Here is a 19056-nt window from a genome sequence, read left to right as displayed (position 1 = left end):
CGGGCGCCCCGGGCAGGACCTGCCCGGGGCGCTCAGTGTTCGGGCGGTCTCTCGCCGGGGGCCAGGTGCTCCACCAGCTCCGCCAGGTCCTCGCAGACCTGCTCGATCCGCAGCCGTATGGTGTTCTGCTCGGTGACGAGCGCGGCGAGCAGCAGTCCGGTCAGGGCGGCCGCTCCGTTGAGGGCCTGGAGGTTGACCATGAGCTCCAGCAGGCCGTAGTCGACGAACGGTCCGGCGCGGTCGTGCGCCGCCGAGATCGCCAGGACCGAGATCAGCAGGGTGCACGGCGCGCTCCCGGCGAACTGGAAGCGGACCGCCGCCCAGATCAGCAGCGGGAAGACGAGGAAGAGCACGGACAGGTGGCTGCGGGTGGCCACGAGCGTGACGATCACGGACGTGACCGCCAGGGCCGACACCTCGGCCAGCCGGTAGTCGTCCCGGGGCAGCCGGGCCCGGCGCAGGACCAGCAGCAGCGGGGTCAGGACGAGCACCCCCATCGCGTCCCCGACCCACCAGGCCGTCCACACCGGCCAGAACCCGTCCCGGGGCAGATCGCCGGTGAGCACCAGCGTCCAGGTGCCGGCCGTGGCGCTGATCAGCATCGGCAACAGGCCGCCCAGGAAGACGAGCGCCAGTGCGTCCCGGAGCCGGTCCATCGCCGTGCGGTAGCCCACCCGGCGCAACAGCAGGTACGCGCACACCGGCGCGAGCGTGTTCCCCGCGAGGATGCCGAGTTCACTGAGATCGAAATCGCTGATGCGTTCGATGGCGAAGTAGGTGCCCAGGGAGATCCCGGGCCAGACGCGCAGGCCCAGCCAGAGCAGCGCCGCCAGCGCGATGCCGGTGGGCAGCCACAGCGGTGTGACCTGGGCGCCGTCGACGACCACGCTCTGGCGCAGGCCGATCCGCCCGCCGGCGTAGTAGGCGACGGCGACGCCGAGGATCAGCAGGAGCAGTTCGGCCGGACGTCGCCATCCCTCGGTGCGCACCACGTCATCAGACAACAAGCCGGCGGGCCGGGCGGGGCGTGACACGCGCTCCGCGGGGTCACGGGGTCCGGTCAGGGGTCGGGGTCCGGGCACTGCCCCGGGGCGGATCCGGCCGCGTCGTGGCTGAGGACGAGGACCGCGGCGTCGTCCGCGTGGCCCGTCGAATCGGCCACCTTCATCACCTCGGCGGCCAGCTCGGCCGGGTCGCTGCCGGCCGCTTCCCGGACGACCTCGACCACCCGTTCCAGCCCCACTTCGAGCGGGAAGCGCGGGCCCTCGACCACGCCGTCGGTGAGCAGGACGATCGATCCCGCCTGCGTCAGCCGCCGCCGGGTCACCTCGTAGGCCGACCCGGCCACCAGGTTCAGCGGCAGCCCGCCGGTGTCCTCGGTGATGCCGTACCGGCCGTCGACCGTGGCCCAGACCGCGGGGATGTGACCGGCCCGGGAGCTCTCCAGCTCCCAGGTGTCCGGGTCGAAGCGGAGCAGGCTGCAGGTCGCGAAGAGATCGCGGTTCATCGAGAGCAGCACTTCGTTGGCCCGGCTCAGCACCTCACCGGGATCGACGACCACGGCCGCCACGGCCCGCAGACAGATCCTGACCTGGCCCATGAACGCGGCCGCGTCGACGTCGTGCCCTTGGACGTCGCCGATGCAGAAGGCGAGCGCGCCCTCCGGCAGCCGGAAGCCGTCGTACCAGTCGCCGCCGATGTCCAGGCCGTTCCGGGCGGGCGAGTAACGGGCCGCGGTGCGCAGGCCCGGCACGCAGGGCAGCGCGGTGGGCAGCATCTCGCGTTGCAGCGCCTCGGCCAGTTCCACACGGGCCTGCTGGAGCTCCACGCCCTGGCGTGCCTGTGCGGTCAGTTTTCCGAGCGTGCTCAACAGGTCGGCGCTGGCCACCCGAGGGGGACGGCGCCGGCTCATGGACAGCTCCGACGATGGCGCATCCGTCCCTGCTTCCGCCGCGGAAAGGACCCGCCCATCATATTTCCGCCTACCCGGAACCCGCCTTCCGGGGATCGCCGCGCCCGGGCCTGCCAGGGGCTGGATCCCCCTGCCCGCCCGGAATCCACGGGCTTCGTGCGATCCGGAACCAGGGGATCGGTGCGCAATCGCCGACTCGTGGTCGTCGCTGCCCTGGTGGCGGCTTCCTGTCCGTGCCCCGGACCCCGAACCACTGGTCCGACTACCGGAACGGCACGGCGGTGACACCGCCGCGGGCACGCGCCCGTACGTGCGGGAAGGGGCGGGCGCCGTACGGCGCCCGCCCCTTCGTGCCGCTGCGGGCGCTGCCTACAGGAACGAGTTGATCTCGATCGTCTCGGTGCGGCCGGGGCCGACGCCGATCGCGGAGATCGGGGCGCCCGACATCTCCTCCAGGGCCTTCACGTAGGCCTGGGCGTTCGCCGGCAGGTCCGAGAAGGTCTTGGCCTTGGTGATGTCCTCGGACCAGCCGGGGAGGTACTCGTAGATCGGCTTCGCGTGGTGGAAGTCGCTCTGCGAGTAGGGCAGCTCCTCGACGCGCTTGCCGTCGATCTCGTAGGCGACGCAGACCGGGATCTGCTCCCAGCCGGTCAGTACGTCCAGCTTCGTGAGGAAGAAGTCGGTGAGGCCGTTCACGCGGGTGGCGTACCGTGCGATCGGCGCGTCGAACCAGCCGCAGCGACGGTCGCGGCCGGTGGTCACGCCGCGCTCGCCGCCGATGCGGCGCAGGTCCTCGCCGTCCTGGTCGAACAGCTCGGTCGGGAACGGGCCCGCGCCGACGCGGGTGGTGTAGGCCTTGAGGATGCCGATGACACGGCTGATCTTCGTGGGGCCGACGCCGGTGCCGGTGCAGGCGCCGCCCGCGGTCGGGTTCGACGAGGTGACGAAGGGGTAGGTGCCGTGGTCGACGTCGAGCAGGGTGCCCTGGCCGCCCTCGAAGAGCACGACCTTGTCCTCGTCCAGCGCGTTGTTGAGGATCAGGGTGGTGTCGGCGACGTACGGCTTGATCTGCTCCGCGTACTGGAGCATTTCCTCGACGATGGCCGCGGACTCGATCGCGCGGCGGTTGTAGAGCTTCGCGAGGAGCTGGTTCTTGCCCTCCAGCGCCGCCTCGACCTTCTGGGAGAGGATCGACTCGTCGTAGAGGTCCTGGACGCGGATGCCGACGCGGTTGATCTTGTCCGCGTAGGTCGGGCCGATGCCGCGACCGGTGGTACCGATCTTGCGCTTGCCGAGGAAGCGCTCGCCGACCTTGTCGAGGGTGACGTTGTAGGGCGTGATCAGATGAGCGTTGCCGCTGATGAGCAGCTTGGAGGTGTCGATGCCGCGCTCGTTGAGACCGCGCAGCTCGGAGAGCAGGACGGCCGGGTCGACGACGACGCCGTTACCGATGACCGGGGTGCATCCGGGGGAGAGGATGCCGGAAGGGAGAAGGTGCAGCGCGTACTTCTGGTCGCCGACGACGACCGTGTGGCCGGCGTTGTTGCCGCCCTGGTAGCGCACTACATAGTCAACGGATCCACCGAGCAGGTCGGTGGCCTTTCCCTTGCCCTCGTCACCCCACTGAGCTCCGAGCAGCACAAGAGCGGGCACAGGCGTACACCTCTTCCGGATGGGGCATGTCCAAGGTCAGGGGCGCGTACGACGATGTACGCGGGCTGAGCCGTCGGACGGGTTGCCCCGGAATAGACGAAGGCCCTGGCGCAATAGCGCAAGGGCCTCTTGCACAAAGATGCTACCCGAGGAAGGACCGAGGTGTCGGCTCCAGAGCCCACCATGAGCGAAGCGGGCGCGCCGGTAGGCGGTCTGCTGGTGCTCGTCGACCCGGTCGCCCGCCGTCTCGACGGCGAGTCCGTGCGGATCGCGAAGGATGTGTTGTCAGCGGGCGCGGCGGCGAAGATCTGCCTCCCGGATTCGCAGGAGGAGTTTGCGCGGGCGCTTGCCCGCCGGGGTCAACGGCAGCCGGTGATCGTGGGTGACGACGGTGCCCTGGTGCGGGCGGTGGGACTGCTGCACCGGGAGCGGGGGCTGGGCGAGAGCGCTCTGGCCCTGGTCCCGGTGGGGCCGGTGGGGTCCCTGGCGCTGGCGATGTCCCTGGGGGTTCCCCAGTCCACCGTCGCGGCGGCCCGGGCGGTGCTCGACGGGTCGGTGCGGACGTGTGACCTGCTGGTCGACGACAGTGACGGGGTGGTCCTCGGCGCGCTGCGGATTTCGCCGCTGCGCGGCCCGGAGCGGGGGATCCCCAGGCCGGCCGGGCCGTCGGTGTGGAGCGCCTACCGCTCGCTGGTGCGGACGCTGGTCCGGCCGGTGGTGGCGGCGGGCGGTGCGGGCGGCGGTCACCACCGGCTCCGGGTGGAGGCCGACGGGGTCGTGCTGGCGGATGTGGACCAGCCCGTGGCGGACGTCTCGGTGCGCACGCGGCGCGACGGCGAACCGGCGGAGGTCGCGGTGCGCACGGGCGGCGGCTTCGCCGGCTCGACGGTGACGGCCCGGGCGAAGACGGTGACGGTCTCGGGCGCGGACTTCCGCTACCGGGCCGACGGCGCGATGACCGGCCCGGTTCGCCGCCGTACGTGGACGCTGCGCCCCGGGTCCTGGATGCTCACCCTGCCGCGGTGACGGAGGCGGCGCGGCTCACGCGTTCGGTGGTGCTGGTGGTGCCACTGCCCCCGGTGGTGTTCGGGGTGCGGGGCTTCGCGCGGTCCGCCGGGTGCGGGGTCGCGCGGCGGGATCCGGCGCCGCCGGACAGGTGGTGCGGCCGCTCGTGCTGTGACCGGAAGGGTCCACCGACCGGAAGGTTTCACCGACCGGAAGGTTTCACCGACCGAAGGTTTCACCGACCGGAAGGTTCACCGCCGCACGGCCCCCCGGCCCTAGTCGAGGCCGAGGGTGGCCCGGTGGGCGCGCCAGCGGTCCATCAGGCTCAGCATCTCTCCCTGCATGAACTCGAAGAAGGCCGCCGTCTCGGCGACCCGCGCCCCGGCGGGCGAATCCGTACCGAGTCCGGCCGCGCCCTCGCGCAGGGTCTTCCCCCACTGGGTCAGGACCTGGTCGCGCCGGGTGAAGGTCTCGTACCAGAGCTCGTTGTGCAGGACGTACCGGTCCCGCCGTGAGCCCGGTTCTCGTTCGCGGCTGACCATGTTGACCTGTGCCAGGTAGGACACGGCCCCCGAGACCGCGGCCGGGCTGATCCGGAGCGCGTCGCTCAGCTCCGCCGAGGTCATCGAGCCGCCATCGCTGGCCAGCAGCTGCGCGAAGACCCGGGCGGCCATCCGCTGCATCCCCGCTTCGGTCAGCTGCGCCGCGAACCGCTCCACGAACCGGGAGACGGCTCCCGCGTCGCGTCCGGCGGCCGAGTCGGCAGCCCCGTCCCCGTGCCCGTCCGTCCGCACCATGCCGTTCGCCACCCTCCCGACTTTACGCGATTCTTGTGGTTCCCAATCTTCACAGATTTATGAAAGAAGCGTACGTTCGGAAGCATGACGAAGGCAATCAGTGCCGTCGGCCTCCACAAGGCCTTCGGCCGCACCCGCGCACTGGACGGACTCGACCTCGCGGTCACCACCGGCGAAGTACACGGCTTCCTCGGACCCAACGGCGCCGGCAAGTCCACCGCCATCCGGATCCTGCTCGGACTGCTGCGCGCGGACGCCGGGACCGCCGAACTCCTCGGCGGCGACCCGTGGGCCGACGCGGTGCCCCTCCACCGTCGTGTCGCCTACGTCCCCGGAGACGTCACACTGTGGCGCAACCTCTCCGGCGGCGAGGTCATCGACCTGTACGGACGGCTTCGCGGCGGCCTCGACCCGGCGCGCCGCGCCGAGCTCCTGGAGCGGTTCGAACTGGACCCCACCAAGAAGGGGCGCACCTACTCCAAGGGCAACCGGCAGAAGGTCGCCCTCGTCGCCGCCTTCGCCTCCGACGCCGAACTGCTCATCCTCGACGAACCCACCTCCGGCCTCGACCCGCTGATGGAGGGGGTCTTCCAGAGCTGCGTCGCCGAGGCCCGCTCCGCCGGCCGCACCGTCCTGCTCAGCTCGCACATCCTCAGCGAGGTCGAGTCGCTGTGCGACCGCGTCAGCATCGTCCGCCAGGGCCGCACCGTGGAGACCGGGACCCTCGCCGAACTCCGCCACCTCACCCGTACGTCGATCAGCGCCGAGCTCGCCGGCCCGCCGAACGGCATGGCCCGCCTGCCGGGCGTGCACGACGTGGAGGTGCGCGGGCTCAAGGTCCGGCTCCAGGCCGACACCGACAAGCTGGACGCCGTACTGCGCTCCCTCACCGAGGCCGGAGTGCGCTCGCTGACCGCGACCCCGCCCACCCTCGAAGAGCTCTTCCTGCGCCACTACACCGACGGCCGCGAGGCGGGCACGCGATGAAGCGACGACCGAACGGCCTCGCGGGCACCGGCGCACTGCTGGGTCTGGCCCTGCGCCGCGACCGGGTGATGATGCCGGTCTGGGTCCTGCTCACCGCGCTCCTGGTGGTGAGCATGCCCGGATCGCTCGGCAGCGTGTACGCCACCGCCGCCGAACGCGCCCGTGCCGCGGCCACGATGAACGCCAACGACTCCCTGCGCGCCCTGTACGGACCGGTCTTCGGGGACTCCCTCGGCGCCCTGACGGCCTGGCGCGCCGGCGTCTTCGGCGCGGTCCTCGCGGCTGTCATGAGCCTGATCATCGTGGTCCGACACACCCGGGAGGAAGAGGAGACGGGACGTCAGGAACTGCTCTCCGCCGCCATGGTGGGCCGCCAGGCCCCACTGACCGCGGCGCTCCTCGCCGCCCTCGTGGCCAACACGTGCACCGCCCTGCTCGTCGCCGGCGGCCTCGCCGGGCAGGGAGCGCCGGGCGCGGTCGCGCTCGCCCTGGCCCTCGCCGGCACCGGCATGCTCTTCGCCGGCGCGGCCGCCGTAACCGCCCAGCTGACCGAGAGCGCCCGGGCCGCCAAGGGGGTCACGGCCACGCTGCTCGGCGCGGCCTTCGTCCTGAAAGCCGCGGGCGACGCCGGTACCACGGGCGGAGGCTCCGCTCTGACCTGGGTCTCACCCCTCGGCTGGGTGGAGAACGTACGAGCCTTCGCCGGCGAGCGCTGGTGGGTGCTCCTGCTGCTCGCCGCCGCCGTCGTGGTGCAGGTGGCCGCCGGCTACCTGCTGGCCGGTCGCCGCGACGTCGGGATGAGCTTCCTGCCGTCCCGGCCGGGGCCGGCCGAAGGGCGGCTCGGCACGGCGGGCGCGCTGGCCTGGCGGCTGCAGCGAGGCACCCTCACGGGCTGGAGCGCGGGCTTCCTGACGGCCGGCGTGGTCTTCGGCGGTATGGCGGACGGTGCCGCGGACCTGGTCGGCGGCAACGACCGGACGCGGGAGATCATCGAGCGGATGGGCGGGCAGAGCGGACTCACCGACGCCTTCCTCGCCGCGATGGCCGGCATGTTCGGCATGGTCGCCGCCCTGTACGCGGTGTCGGCCGTCCTGCGCCTGAGCGGTGAGGAGGCGGGACAGCGGGCGGAACCGCTCCTCGCGAACGCGGTCGGCCGGCTCCGCTGGGCCGGCGGCCACCTGGCCGTCGCCTTCGGCGGCTCGGCACTGATACTGCTGCTGGCGGGGCTCGGTCTCGGCATCGGGCACGGCGGCGAGGTGGGGGCGACGGTCGCGGCCACTCTCGCCCAGCTTCCGGCGGTCTGGGTCATCGGGGCCGTGGCGGCGCTCCTCCACGGCGCGATACCGGCGTACGCGGCGGCCGCCTGGGCCGTGGCCGGTGGCGCCCTGGTCCTGGGCTGGATCGGTCCGGCGCTGAACCTCCCCCAGACCGCCCTGGACCTCTCGCCCTTCGCCCATATGCCCAGGCTCCCGGGCGCCGAGCCCCTGGTGTGGACCCCACTCCTGGCCCTGACCGCCCTGGCGGCGGCCCTGACGGCGGTCGGCCTCACCGCCCTGCGCCGCCGCGACATGACCACCTGAACTGCGGAGGAGCCAACCTCCTAGAACTCCACCAGCAGGTTCTTCAGCCCGCGGATGACGTACCCGTCCTGCCACTGCGGCTCCTCGACGAGCCGCAGTGGGGGCACGCCGTCCGCCAGCAGCGCCCCGAAGGAGGCCTCCAGCTCGCGCCGCGCCAGCGGTGCCCCCAGGCAGTAGTGGATCCCCGCGCCGAAGGCCAGATGCGGATTGTCGGCCCGCCCGAGGTCCAGCGCGTCGGGGTCCTCGAAACGCGCGGGATCCCGGTTCGCCGATCCGAAGAGCAGCGCCACCTCCGACCCGCGGGGGATGTCGGTACCGCCGACGCGGATGTCGTCGAGCACCCAGCGTTCGAACATCTGCAGGGGAGTGTCGTACCGCATCAGTTCATCCACAGCTGTGGACAACTTCTCGGGATCGCGGCCTTCGCGGAGCGCGGCGAGCTGATCGGGGTTGCGGAACAGCGCCCACCACCCATTGACCGTGGTGTTGACGGTGGCCTCGTGCCCGGCGTTCAGCAGGAGGACGCAGGTGGAGATCATCTCCTGCTCGCTGAGCCGCCCCTCCTCGTCATGGGCGGCGATCAGGCCGGAGATCAGATCCTCGCCGGGGCGCGCGCGCCGCTGGGCGATCAACTCCCGCAGGTACGCGCTGAAGTCGATGCTCGCGCGCACCGCGCGCCGCGCCGTCTCCTCGTCCGGCCGGAGCTCGAACATTCCGCAGATGTCCGCCGACCAGGGCCGCAGCAGCCCCCGGTCCCCCTCGGGGACGCCCAGCAGCTCCGCGATCACGGCCACCGGCAGCGGCTCGGCGACCGTGGCGAGCAGATCGCCGCCACCGTCCGCGAGCAGCCGCCCCACCAGTTCCCCGGCCAGCCGCTGCACGGCGGGCACCAGCCGTTCCACCGTCCGTGGCGTGAAGGCCTTCGCCACCAGCCTGCGCACCCGTGCGTGAGCGGGATCCTCCAGGTCCAGCAGGCCGTTGCCGTTGAGCACGTGGAAGGGCTCGTGCGCCGCCGGCGGTGCCGGGCGCCCGAACTCCTCGTGCGAGAAGCGGTGGAGGTAGGTCCGCCCCAGCCGCCGGTCCCGCAGCAGCGCGCTCACATCGGCGTAGTGCGGCACCAGCCACTGGCCGGTGGCCTCAGACCAGACGGCCCGCCCCTGCTGCCTCAACTCCCGGTAGGCCGGGTACGGATCGGCGACGAACGCGGCATCCCACGGATCAAAGCCCATGACCGCAGACTATGCGCTCCGCCCCCGGATCAGGCCGGAGTCACCAGGCGGGTCTCGTAGGCGAACACCGCCGCCTGTGTCCGGTCCCGCAGGCCCAGCTTCACCAGGATCCGGCTCACATGGGTCTTGATCGTGGACTCCGCGACGATCAGCCGGTCTGCCATCTCCGCATTGGACAGCCCCTGCGCGATCAGGATCAGCACCTCCGTCTCCCGCTCCGTCAGCTCGCCCACTCCCGCCGGGTCCGCGAGCTTGCGCACCTCGGAGATCTTCGAGAACTCCGAGATCAGCCGCTTGGTCACCGAGGGCGCCAGCAGCGCCTCGCCGGCTGCCACCACCCTCACCCCGTCCGCAAGCTGACGGGCCGACGCATCCTTCAGCAGGAACCCGGAGGCGCCCGCCCGTAGCGCCTGATACACGTACTCGTCGAGGTCGAAGGTCGTCAGCACCAGCACCTTCGCGTCCGTGTCCGCGGCCACGATCTCCCGTGTCGCCTCCAGGCCGTTCATGTGGGGCATCCGGATGTCCATCAGCACCACGTCCGGCCGCAGCGCCGCCACCTGCGCGATGGCCTCGCGGCCGTCGACCGCCTCGCCCACCACCTCGATGCCGTCCATGGCGTTCAGGAGAACCGAGAACCCCTCGCGGACCATCATCTGGTCGTCGACGATCAGCACCCTGATCGTCATGCCGTTGCCTCCTGCGGCGGCACCGGCTCGGGACGGCTGTGCACCGGGATGAACACCGCGACTTCGTACCCTCCCGATTCCGTCCGCGCCGCCGTCATCTCCCCCTCCAGCATGGCCACCCGCTCCCGCATCCCGGTGATCCCGTGACCGGCCCCCGGCGAAGGCCGCACATCCCCGGTCGGCGCCTCGTTGACGACCCGTATGCCCAAGCCGCCCAGCACGTACGACACTTCCACCCCGGCCGCCGCACCCGGCGCATGCCGCAGCGCGTTGCTCAGGGCCTCCTGGATGATCCGATACGCCGACAGCTCCACGCCCTGCGGCAGCTCCCGCACCGCACCCGTGACCGTCTTCTCCACACTCAGCCCTGCCTCGCGCACATTGGCCAGCAGCCCGTCCAGCGAGTCCAGCGTCGGCTGCGGGGCCTCCGGAGCCTCGTAGTCCGCGGAGCGCACCACACCCAGCACCCGCCGCAGCTCCGTCAGGGCCGCCACCGCGTTCTCCCTGATGGTGACGAACGCCGCCTCCAGCTCGGGCGGCGGGTTCTTCACCCGGTACGGCGCGGCCTCGGCCTGGATCGCCACCACCGACATGTGGTGTGCCACCACGTCGTGCAGTTCCCGCGCGATCGTCGTCCGCTCCTCCAATAGCGTCCGCTTGTCCCGCTCGACGGCCGTGACCTCCTGCTGCGCGCTCACCTCCGCCCTGGCGTGCCGGCGTATCTGGATGCTTCCGGCGATCACCAGTGCGAAGGCGGAGGCCACCGCCATCTCCGACGCGTTCGACCCCCACTGGCCGCTGAGCATCACGGAGAGGACAACGCCCAGCGCGAGGGTCAGCGCCCACATCCAGGCCGCCACCCGGGGCCCGGTCCGCAGCGTCACGAGGACCATGACCGCGATGTAGGAGAAGAAGGCGCCCGGGGTCCAGGGCCAGCTGCCGCCCCCGCCGAGGGCGCCCAGCACCACGGTCATCGCGACGGCCGCCCACCATGCGCCGACCGGCCGCACCAGCGTCATGAGGACGGGAGCCGCGGCCATCAGCCCCATGACGAGCCCGCCGAGATCACCGAGATAGCCCGACTGCCCGTCCACCGTGACGAGCACGGCGACGAAGGCCAGGAATCCCACGGCCGCATGCCGCCGCCACGGCGCATACGGGCGTATCGCTTTGGGGAGCCGTCGGGAGAAGCGCCCCGGAGCCCCCACCAGGGGCAGCGGCCGATAGGCGAAGGCATCGGTGAGGAGGTCCTGGCGAAGGGTCGCGATCACCTCCGATGCCAGTCGGAATTCAGGCGTCCGGGCTGTCCCCCCGGTGGTCGTCTCGGTCATAGGCACAACCGTAGGTCTGTGCCGCCTGCACCCGCGTCGCCGCTGATGGGGATTTCGCCGCGTCCCTCTCAAGTACTACACGGGGCCGTCAGTAGCCCGCCGGACGGATCAGACCGCTCTCGTAGGCGAACACTGCCGCCTGTGTGCGGTCCCGCAGGCCCAGCTTCACCAGGATCCGGCTCACGTGGGTCTTCACCGTCTGCTCGGCCAGGACCAGGTGCTCGGAGATCTCCGCGTTCGACAGGCCCTGGGCGATCAGCGACAGCACCTCCGTCTCCCGCTCGGTGAGCGCCTCGATCCGGGCCCGCGACGGCGCACGCGGCGCCCCCAGCCGGGAGAACTCCGTGATCAGCCGCTTCGTGATGTTCGGTGAGAGCAGCGCCTCACCCGCCGCCACCACCCGTACCGCCTCGGCGAGCTGATCGGCGGACGCGTCCTTCAGCAGGAAGCCGGAGGCCCCGGCCCGCAGCGCCTCGTACACGTACTCGTCGAGGTCGAAGGTGGTCAGCACGAGCACTTTCACCGTGGCACGGGGAACACGTGTGATCACGGAGGTGGCTTCGATGCCGCCCATGCCCGGCATCCGGATGTCCATCAGCACCACGTCCGGGGCCAGCTCGGCGGCCTGGGCGACGGCGTCCGCCCCGTCCACCGCCTGCCCCACCACCTCGATGTCGGGCTGGGCGTTGAGCAGCACGGTGAAGCCCTGCCGCACCATCATCTGGTCGTCGGCGATCATCACCCTGATCGGGGTGCTCATGGTGCCTTCCTCGTCTCGGTGCGGGAGCTGGTGTCGGTGTCGGCGGGCGGGGTCTGCGGAGCCGTCGGGAGCACCGCGCTGACCTCGTACCCGCCGTCGGGACGTGGGCCCGCAGCCAGTTCGCCTCCCAGCATGCCCGCCCGCTCCCGCATTCCGAGCATCCCGTGCCCCGCCCCCTGCGAGGGCGCTGCCGGCCGGCTCGGCGCGCTGTTGGCGACGCACAGGTACAGTTCGCGCGGCCCGTACGCGACGCCCACCTCCACCCGTGAGCCGGGCGCGTGGCGAAGGCAGTTGCTCAGGGCCTCCTGCACGATCCGGTATGCGGTCAGCTCGACTCCGGGGGCCAGCGGCCGGCGGATGCCCGCGACTTCGGTGGTGACGTCCAGTCCGGCTCCCCGCACGTTGTCCACGAGACCGTCCAGCTCGGCGAGGGTCGGCTGCGGATGCTTCGGGGCCGCGAGATCACCGCCCTGTTCGGAGCGCAGCACGCCCAGCACCCGACGCAGCTCCGTGAGGGCCTCCAGCGCGTTCTCCCGGATGCCCGCCAGGTTCTCCTTGAGCTCCTCCGACGGGTTGTCCACGAGGTGCGGGGCGACCTGCGCCTGGATGGAGATCACGGACATGTGGTGCGCGACGACGTCGTGCAGCTCGCGGGCGATGCGGCTGCGTTCCTCCAGCACGGTGCGCCGTGCCCGCTCCTCCGCGGTGAGGGTCTCCTGCTCGACCAGTTCGCCCCGTGCCAGCCGCAGGGCGCGAAGCGCGTACCCGAGGAGCCCGACGAAGCCGAAGAGGACCGCGGCTTCCATGGAGGAGATCTGGCTTCCGTCCGGACGGGAGGTCAGCTCGGCCGTCCCGGTGAGGGCGAGGGAGACGGTGACGACCCAGATCGTCACCCGGGGCGGTACCCGGAGGGAGACCAGCAGCAGCACGAGGGCGAACGCGAGGATCCCGCCGGGCGTCCACGGCCACCACTGACCCGGCCCGACGCTGTGGCGGATCATCGAGGCGATCCAGCCCGCGGCGAGCAGCGCCAGCCACCAGGCGGCGATCGGGCGGAACATCGCGAGCCAGATCGACAGCGCCGTCAGGAGCGCGACGGCCAGCGGCGGGCCGCCTTTGACGTGGTAGTGGTCCATGAGCTGCTCGGTGGTCAGGAACCCGAAGAACACCGCCGCGTAGGCGACGAGCACATGCGGAAGCCGAGCCAGCCACCGCGGCAGCGGCCGGCCCATCCGGGGGAGCGGGTCGCGCCGGAGCGTGAACAGCTCCAGGGCCGGCTCCATGACCGACGCCAGCCGCGGCGCGACGTCCTTGACGGGGCCGGAGGGCTTCGGCTTGGCCGTCGGCACGCGCTGTTCGTTCACGCCGGTCAGCCTAGGCACGGATGAACTCCCCGGCGGATGCGGCCGGAACGGAATGCGCGGCGGGGACTCCGGTCGACGGGGGACGCCGGACCTGTTCGTGGTTGCGGAACGCCGCCCAGCACAGCCCCAGCGCGGCCGCGAACACCGGCAGCCACACCACCCGGGCGGCTATCCATCCCGCCGAGTCGGGTGGGGTGTGCAGCCCGGGCAGCCGCGCGGGGACGAGGAGCCCGAGCGAGGTGACGGCCATCATGGCGGTCTGGTGCCACAGGAAGACCGTCATGGCGGAGCTGTTCAGCAGAGCCGCCTTCGCCCAGGCCGCCGGCCTGCGCATGCGTCGGGCCAGCCGGTCGCGGGCCAGCAGGGCCAGGGCGCACTGGGCCAGCCCGAACGTGACCGCGGCCAGCGTCGGCGGGTTGAGATTCGAGACGCCAGCCCCAGGAACGCCCACCATGGATGCCGGATACCCGCCCCACAGGACCAGCGCGGTGGTGGCTGCCGCGGCACCGCCGGCGAGGAGCCGGAGCCGGCCGCGCCGGGCGAGGGCTCCGCGCGACCAAGTGGCGCCCAACGTGAAGGGAACGAGCCAGCCCGCGGCCACATTGACCCAGCCGATCCATTCCGGCCCGCCCAGCCAGAAGCGCCACAGGTCGACGCCCGCCACCACTGCCGCCGGCCACGCCGGGCCGATCCGGGACACCAGCGGAGTCGCGGCGGTGAGCGCGGCGAACACCAGCAGGAACCACAGCGGCGACAGGACCAGCTTGACCAGCGTCCGTACGGTGCCGAGCTCCGCCCCGCCGACCAGCATGCCCGCCACGACGACCGTCCAGAGGACAATCACCGCGGAGACCGGGAGGAACAGCCGGCCGAGCCGCTGTCCGACCCACACCGTGTACGGGACGCCCCGCTCGCGCGCCGAGGCGTACCCGCGGGCGGCGACGTGGCCGCCCACCAGGAAGAAGACGGCCAGTGTCTGGAACACCCAGGTCAGCGGCGTCAGCCAGGGGATGTGCGTCAGAGGACTCGTGCCGCGCAGACCGCCGTCCGCCGCGGCCAGGGAGGTGACCAGCCAGTGGCCGAGGACCACCCCGAGGATCGCGAGAGCTCGGAGGGCGTCCACGGCCCGGTCTCGGTCGGCCGGGGTGGCCGTGTCGATGCCCGCCGCCAGGGCGGACCAGCGGGCGCGGAGCTCACGCATGGCCGGCCTCCTGGGCGGGACCACAGCCGAGGACGATGGCGGCCAGGGCGTCGAGGGACACGGTGCCCGGCTTGAGGTAATCGCTGTGGCCGCCGCCCCCGGCGGCGAAGGCCCGCGCTCCGAAGGCGGGGTCGACCGGGTCGGTGCCGAAGCCGAGCCCGCCGAGCCGGACGTGCGGTACACCGGCTATCCAGTCGGCGTCGCCCCTGCCGGCCCAGACCCGGGCCGAGGTCGGCAGCTCCCGGGCCGATCCGGTCCCCGTGCCCGGACTGCCGAAGAGGACCACGTCGCCGACGGCGGGGCCGGTGACGGTCCGTGAGCAGACGACCGAGCCGTAGGAGTGGCACAGCAGCGAGAGCCGCGCGCCGGGTGCGGCCAGATCCCCCAACCAGTGCAGGAACGGTGCCAGTTCGGCGGCGGCATCGTCGGCCCGGCCGACCGTCAGCACGGTCGTGCTGACCGTGCTCGGGGTGTCGTACCCGAGCCAGGCGACCACGGCCGTGCGCGGATAGTCCGCCCGGAGCCGCTGCTGGAGGGCGACCGCCCCGGACCGGAACCTCTCGTACGTGTCGAGTGTGGTGTCGGACCCCGGTACCAGGACGGCGATCCGGTCGGCGGTCTCCAGCTCGCCGAACACCTCGACGGCACGGCCCCTGCCGCGGCCGTCGAAGGCCAGGAACTGCGTCGCACCGGTTGCGGCCATGGCCCGCAGCCGGTCGGCCCGGCCGGAACGGCCCGCGTCATGGGCCATCCGGAGCGCCTCCGAGATGTTGTCGCGATTGGCCGCATAGCGGCTCCGGGGAGGGGCGTCCTCGGCGAACACGGCGGGCGAAGGCGCGGGCACCCGCGCGGAGGCGGCGGCCGACACGGGGACGACCACGGCCGCCGCGACCAGCGAAGCCAGCAGCGTGCGGCGCAGGCGTCCGCCACGCCCGCCGCCCTTCCCCGTCGCGAGCGCGGCCTCAACCGCCCCGGTTTCCCGCGCCGTACCGGCCGCCGCTGCCCTGTCCGCCGTTTCGGCCGTCCCCGTCGTCATGGCTTCTTCCCCCGTGTCCCGGAAGAGCCGTCAGTGCCCTTCTCCGTCAACGAAGTTAGATATCCGAGCCCCTGGTCCGCGTCCCGCCACGGAGCCGTGTCCGCGTGTAGCTCCCAGGTCTGACGGGCCATACGCCAGAGGCACATCGGCCCATCTGGCCGCGCTCCGGTGAACCATCCGGAACTCCTTGCCGACACGCCACTTGGGCGGGAGCCGGACGGGAGCCGCTCAGGGGAGCGACCGAAGGCGTGCCACGGTGTCCGGCAGCGCCGCTCCGTGCGACGAACTGTGGCTGCGGGCCCCTCGGCCTCGGCGCGGACGAGCGGGTCACTGTCTGCGGTAGTCGAGCGGGGGACTGCCGCGCCCCGCGAGTTCTCTGCGCAGCGCGCCGTCGGGCAGCAGCCGCAGTCGGCTCCGGCCGCCCGCCGTGCAGGTCGGCGGAGCGCCGGAGGTGACGGTGGAGGCGTCCAGCTCCACGGGGTCGGAAGCGCCGCGCAGGGCCGCTGTCCAGGAGCAGGTGAATCCGGGGTCATGGACGGTCAGGGACATCACCTGCTCGCCGACCCCGCCGTGCGTGAGGGTGAGCCACCAGGTCTGGCCGGCGCGGACGGCCTGCCAGGTGCCGGTGTACGCCTCCGGCAGGCCGCCGCCCACCGGAGCCGACGCGGAACCCGGGGCAGCGCCCGAAGCCGAACCCGAAGCGGAACCCGACCCGGAAGCGGAACCCGAACCCGAAGCGGAACCCGGAGCCGAAGCGGAGGCCTGACCGGAGCCCGTCGGCGCTGGCGGACCGGGGCTCGGGACGGGCGGCCGCGGACTCTCTGCCCCGCTCATCACCGCGTACACGGTGCCGACGGACAGGGCTGCGACGACCGCGGCGACCGCGAGGAGCAGGGCGGTGGACGCCGTCCAGGGCCTGGGCGGACGTTCCGGTTCCAGCGGGGGGTACGCGGAGCAGGAGGGCGGCACCGGAGGCGGAGGCGGAGGCGGTGCCGGCGCCGCGCGGTCCGGCCCGGCGTCCTCGCGGTCCAGCAGTCGTAGGGTGCGCCGGCCGAGCCCGGCCACCAGCGGCGCCGGCAGCCAGGGCTCCAGGGCCCTCCCGTCGGCCACGGTCTCCTCGGCGCCGAGCCGGGCCAGCACCTCGGCCGGCCCCGGCCGCGCACCTGGATCCCGGTGCAGGCAGTCCCGTATGAGGTCGAGCAACCCGGCCGGTACGCCGGCCAGTTCGGATGCGGCGACTCCAGCGCCGCGCGGCGGGGGTGCCGCGTGGCCGCCGGGGCGTTCCGCGCTCCCGAAGGGCACCCGTCCCGTGGTCGCGTACGCCAGGACCGTGCCGAGGCGGAACACGTCGCAGGCTGCGCTCACCGGCTCGCTGCGGATCCGCTCGGGGGCCGTGAAGCCGGGGGAGTCGATGGCGTCGCCCGCCCGGGGCGGGCCTGTTTCGCACCCGGTGGGGGCGCGGGTGATGCCGAAGTCGATGACGCGCGGGCCGTCGAGGGTGATCAGCACCTTCGAGGGCGTCAGGTCGCCATGGACGACGTCAGCCCGGTGGATGTCCTGGAGAGCGTGTGCGAGGCCCGCCGCCAGAACGCGTACGGACCGTTCCGGCAGCGGGCCGAAGTCGTGGGCGACGACCCGCCGCAGGCTCGGTCCGACGACGTGGTCCGTGGCGAACCAGGGGGTGGCGGCCTCGGTGTCGGCGTCCGTGATCGGGACGGCCCACTCGCCGACCACCCGGCGGGCCGCGGCGAGCTCCTGGCGGAAGCGGATGCGGAATTCCTCGCGGGCGGCGAGTCCGGGGTGGGCCAGCGTGACCGCGACGGTACGGCCGCCGTCGGACCGGGCGAGGTACACCCGCCCCGTGCGACCGCTGCCGAGCCGGGACAGCAGCTGGTACGGGCCGACGTGGTGCGGGTCGTGCGGATGCAATTGTTCCATGGCCGGGCGGTCCTTCCCCTGCTGGCCGAACAGCTCCGCCGGGAAAGACGGGTGGGGACGCCGACCGGTTGCCTCCCGGTCAGCGCCGCCGGACCCGGGCAGGGGCCTTGGCCCGGGCCCCTGCCCGGGCCCCGACCCGACCCCTGCCCGGGCGCGCATCCGGCCCCGCCCTCGACGCTCACCTGAACCTCGACGCCGACCCCCACCCCGGCCCCTGGGCCGAGTCGGACCCCGCACGGCCGGCCCGGGGGACTCAGGCCGCCGGGCCGGCCGGGTCACGCGGCGCGGGCAGCGTGTCCAGGGCCGCGGCGAGCCGCTCCAGGACCCGGACCGTCTCCGCGAAGGCGGCGTCCCCCAGCTCGGACGCGAGGCGGGCGGCCATCGCCGAGTGGCCCGGGCCGATCCGGTCCACCGCCGCGCGGCCCTCCTCCGTCGGGCGCAGCAGCTTGGCCCGCCGGTGCGCCGGGTTCGGCGCGTACTCGGCGAGGCCCTTGGCGACGAGCAGGTCCGCGATGCGTTGGACGCTCTGCCGGGTGATCCCCATGCTGCGGGCGATCCCGGCGACGGGCAGCGGCTCCCGCAGCACCGCGCCCAGCACCTGCCACCAGGCGGCGGTCAGCCCGGCGGGGCGCGCCAGCTCCTCGGAGAGGGAGAGGAACTGGCCGTTCAGTCGGAACACCCCGAGCGCGGTGCGGCTCAGCAGGTCCTGCCGGGTCCGGGAGGACGCGGGTGACGTCGGCTCAAGCATCGCCCGCCGCCGATGCCGCCATCAGGACCGGGTAGGCGCTCTCGTCCGAGTGGTGGAAGAGCCCGTACCAGGCGTCCAAGACCTCCGGCTTGTAGACGTCCAGGCGGGCGAAGACCTCGCGGGCGAAGGCGACCGGTTCCGTCGGGCCCGCCGTGATCAGGTCCCCGTCGGTGACCGCATCGGCCTCGACGTAGTGCTCGGAGCCTTGGTAGCCCGGCTGTTCGGCCAGGTAGAAGGAGACCGCGCTGGTGTGCCTGCGGTCGTCCAGCAGTCCCTCGCGGGCGAGGCCGGCGGTGGCTCCGCAGATCGCCGCGACCGGTACGCCGGCGGCCAGGAACTCCCGGGCCTTCGCCGCGAAGGGCCCCAGTTCGTCGCCCGCGTCCCACAGGGAGGCCCCGGTCAGGATCAGCAGCGAGGAGTCCTCCGGTCGCAGATCGGCCAGGCCCAGGTCAGGCTGGATGCGGATGCCGCCCATGGTGGTGACCGGCGCTCCGGCGGTGAGGCCGACGGTCCGCACGGCGTGGCCTCGCTGGGTGAGGTGCGCGGTGGTGTGGCCGGTCTCCCAGTCCGCGTACGTGTCGTAGACCGCGAGGTGGACGGGCTTGCGTGCGGTCTCGCTCATGGTGGTTCGCCTCCAGCGTCGGATGGTGCCAGGTGCCGTCGGCGCTCACCGCGTCCGAAAGGTGTGGTGAGCGTGGTGTCGGCGGGTTGGGCGATGCTCGTGGGATGTGCCGCGCAAGCCGTCCGTAGCGGCCTCCGCGAGGGCTTCCACAAAAAGCACCTATGACAAGAGACTGTCATAACGACAGGATGCTGTCAATATGGC

Annotated in this window: 17 protein-coding genes; 3 read left to right on the top strand and 14 right to left on the bottom strand. The window is 72.7% G+C overall.

The features are described 5' to 3' along the window. Nucleotides 1-32: 32 nt before the first annotated feature. The 3 genes from AW27_RS15485 to AW27_RS15475 form a co-directional block, all read right to left on the bottom strand. Nucleotides 33-992: an MASE1 domain-containing protein gene (locus AW27_RS15485; protein ID WP_037920818.1), complete on the bottom strand. Its 960-nt coding sequence runs from the start codon at nt 990-992 to the stop codon at nt 33-35. Between the two features lie 68 nt (nt 993-1060). Then, the gene (locus tag AW27_RS15480; protein WP_037920820.1) at nt 1061-1912 is read right to left on the bottom strand and encodes a PP2C family protein-serine/threonine phosphatase; all 852 of its coding nucleotides are present in this window, start codon (nt 1910-1912) and stop codon (nt 1061-1063) included. Between the two features lie 369 nt (nt 1913-2281). Beyond that, complete coding sequence (locus AW27_RS15475; RefSeq protein WP_037920822.1) at nt 2282-3565, bottom strand: adenylosuccinate synthase; 1284 nt, start codon at nt 3563-3565, stop codon at nt 2282-2284. Nucleotides 3566-3748: 183 nt separating this feature from the next. Between AW27_RS15475 and AW27_RS15470 the strand changes: the two genes are divergently transcribed. Next, nucleotides 3749-4591, top strand: a complete 843-nt coding sequence (locus AW27_RS15470; RefSeq protein ID WP_037920824.1) for a diacylglycerol kinase family protein — start codon at nt 3749-3751, stop codon at nt 4589-4591. Between the two features lie 254 nt (nt 4592-4845). Here the strand turns inward: AW27_RS15470 and AW27_RS15465 are convergent, their stop codons facing one another. Then, nucleotides 4846-5367 (bottom strand): GbsR/MarR family transcriptional regulator, encoded by a 522-nt coding sequence (locus AW27_RS15465; protein ID WP_037921463.1) that lies wholly within the window; start codon nt 5365-5367, stop codon nt 4846-4848. A gap of 84 nt (nt 5368-5451) precedes the next feature. Between AW27_RS15465 and AW27_RS15460 the strand changes: the two genes are divergently transcribed. Further along, on the top strand, nt 5452-6354 hold the full coding sequence (locus AW27_RS15460; RefSeq protein WP_037920827.1) for an ABC transporter ATP-binding protein: 903 nt from the start codon (nt 5452-5454) through the stop codon (nt 6352-6354). After that, nucleotides 6351-7934: an ABC transporter permease gene (locus tag AW27_RS15455; protein WP_037920830.1), complete on the top strand. Its 1584-nt coding sequence runs from the start codon at nt 6351-6353 to the stop codon at nt 7932-7934. Before AW27_RS15460 ends, AW27_RS15455 begins: the two co-directional genes overlap by 4 nt. 20 nt (nt 7935-7954) lie before the next feature. On the opposite strand, the gene AW27_RS15450 is transcribed toward AW27_RS15455, so the two are convergent. The 10 genes from AW27_RS15450 to AW27_RS15405 form a co-directional block, all read right to left on the bottom strand. After that, entirely contained in the window at nt 7955-9163 is a 1209-nt protein-coding gene (locus tag AW27_RS15450; protein ID WP_037920833.1) for a cytochrome P450, read from the bottom strand. A 29-nt stretch (nt 9164-9192) separates the two neighbouring features. Next, the gene (locus AW27_RS15445) at nt 9193-9852 is read right to left on the bottom strand and encodes a response regulator (protein WP_037920836.1); all 660 of its coding nucleotides are present in this window, start codon (nt 9850-9852) and stop codon (nt 9193-9195) included. Then, nucleotides 9849-11183, bottom strand: a complete 1335-nt coding sequence (locus tag AW27_RS15440) for a sensor histidine kinase (protein ID WP_037920839.1) — start codon at nt 11181-11183, stop codon at nt 9849-9851. The genes AW27_RS15445 and AW27_RS15440 overlap by 4 nt, the downstream gene beginning before the upstream one ends. An 88-nt stretch (nt 11184-11271) precedes the next feature. Further along, nucleotides 11272-11943: a response regulator gene (locus tag AW27_RS15435; RefSeq protein ID WP_037920841.1), complete on the bottom strand. Its 672-nt coding sequence runs from the start codon at nt 11941-11943 to the stop codon at nt 11272-11274. After that, a complete protein-coding gene (locus AW27_RS15430) occupies nt 11940-13307 on the bottom strand; it encodes a sensor histidine kinase (protein WP_236647613.1) in 1368 nt (455 codons plus the stop codon). The genes AW27_RS15435 and AW27_RS15430 overlap by 4 nt, the downstream gene beginning before the upstream one ends. A 10-nt stretch (nt 13308-13317) precedes the next feature. Further along, the gene (locus tag AW27_RS15425; protein ID WP_037920844.1) at nt 13318-14508 is read right to left on the bottom strand and encodes an acyltransferase family protein; all 1191 of its coding nucleotides are present in this window, start codon (nt 14506-14508) and stop codon (nt 13318-13320) included. Continuing rightward, entirely contained in the window at nt 14501-15544 is a 1044-nt protein-coding gene (locus AW27_RS15420; RefSeq protein WP_078556342.1) for an alpha/beta hydrolase, read from the bottom strand. Before AW27_RS15420 ends, AW27_RS15425 begins: the two co-directional genes overlap by 8 nt. 327 nt (nt 15545-15871) lie before the next feature. Then, nucleotides 15872-17482, bottom strand: coding sequence for a serine/threonine-protein kinase (locus AW27_RS15415; RefSeq protein WP_037920847.1), 1611 nt, complete (start codon nt 17480-17482; stop codon nt 15872-15874). 253 nt (nt 17483-17735) lie between these two features. Continuing rightward, on the bottom strand, nt 17736-18230 hold the full coding sequence (locus AW27_RS15410; RefSeq protein ID WP_037920849.1) for a MarR family winged helix-turn-helix transcriptional regulator: 495 nt from the start codon (nt 18228-18230) through the stop codon (nt 17736-17738). Continuing rightward, nucleotides 18223-18852: a DJ-1/PfpI family protein gene (locus AW27_RS15405; RefSeq protein ID WP_037920855.1), complete on the bottom strand. Its 630-nt coding sequence runs from the start codon at nt 18850-18852 to the stop codon at nt 18223-18225. Before AW27_RS15405 ends, AW27_RS15410 begins: the two co-directional genes overlap by 8 nt. Nucleotides 18853-19056 lie beyond the last annotated feature (204 nt).

The organism is Streptomyces sp. PCS3-D2, assembly GCF_000612545.2.
Classification (GTDB): Bacteria; Actinomycetota; Actinomycetes; order Streptomycetales; family Streptomycetaceae; genus Streptomyces.
Note: the sequence above shows the minus strand (reverse complement) of the source record. Positions and strands in the feature narration are given on the sequence as shown.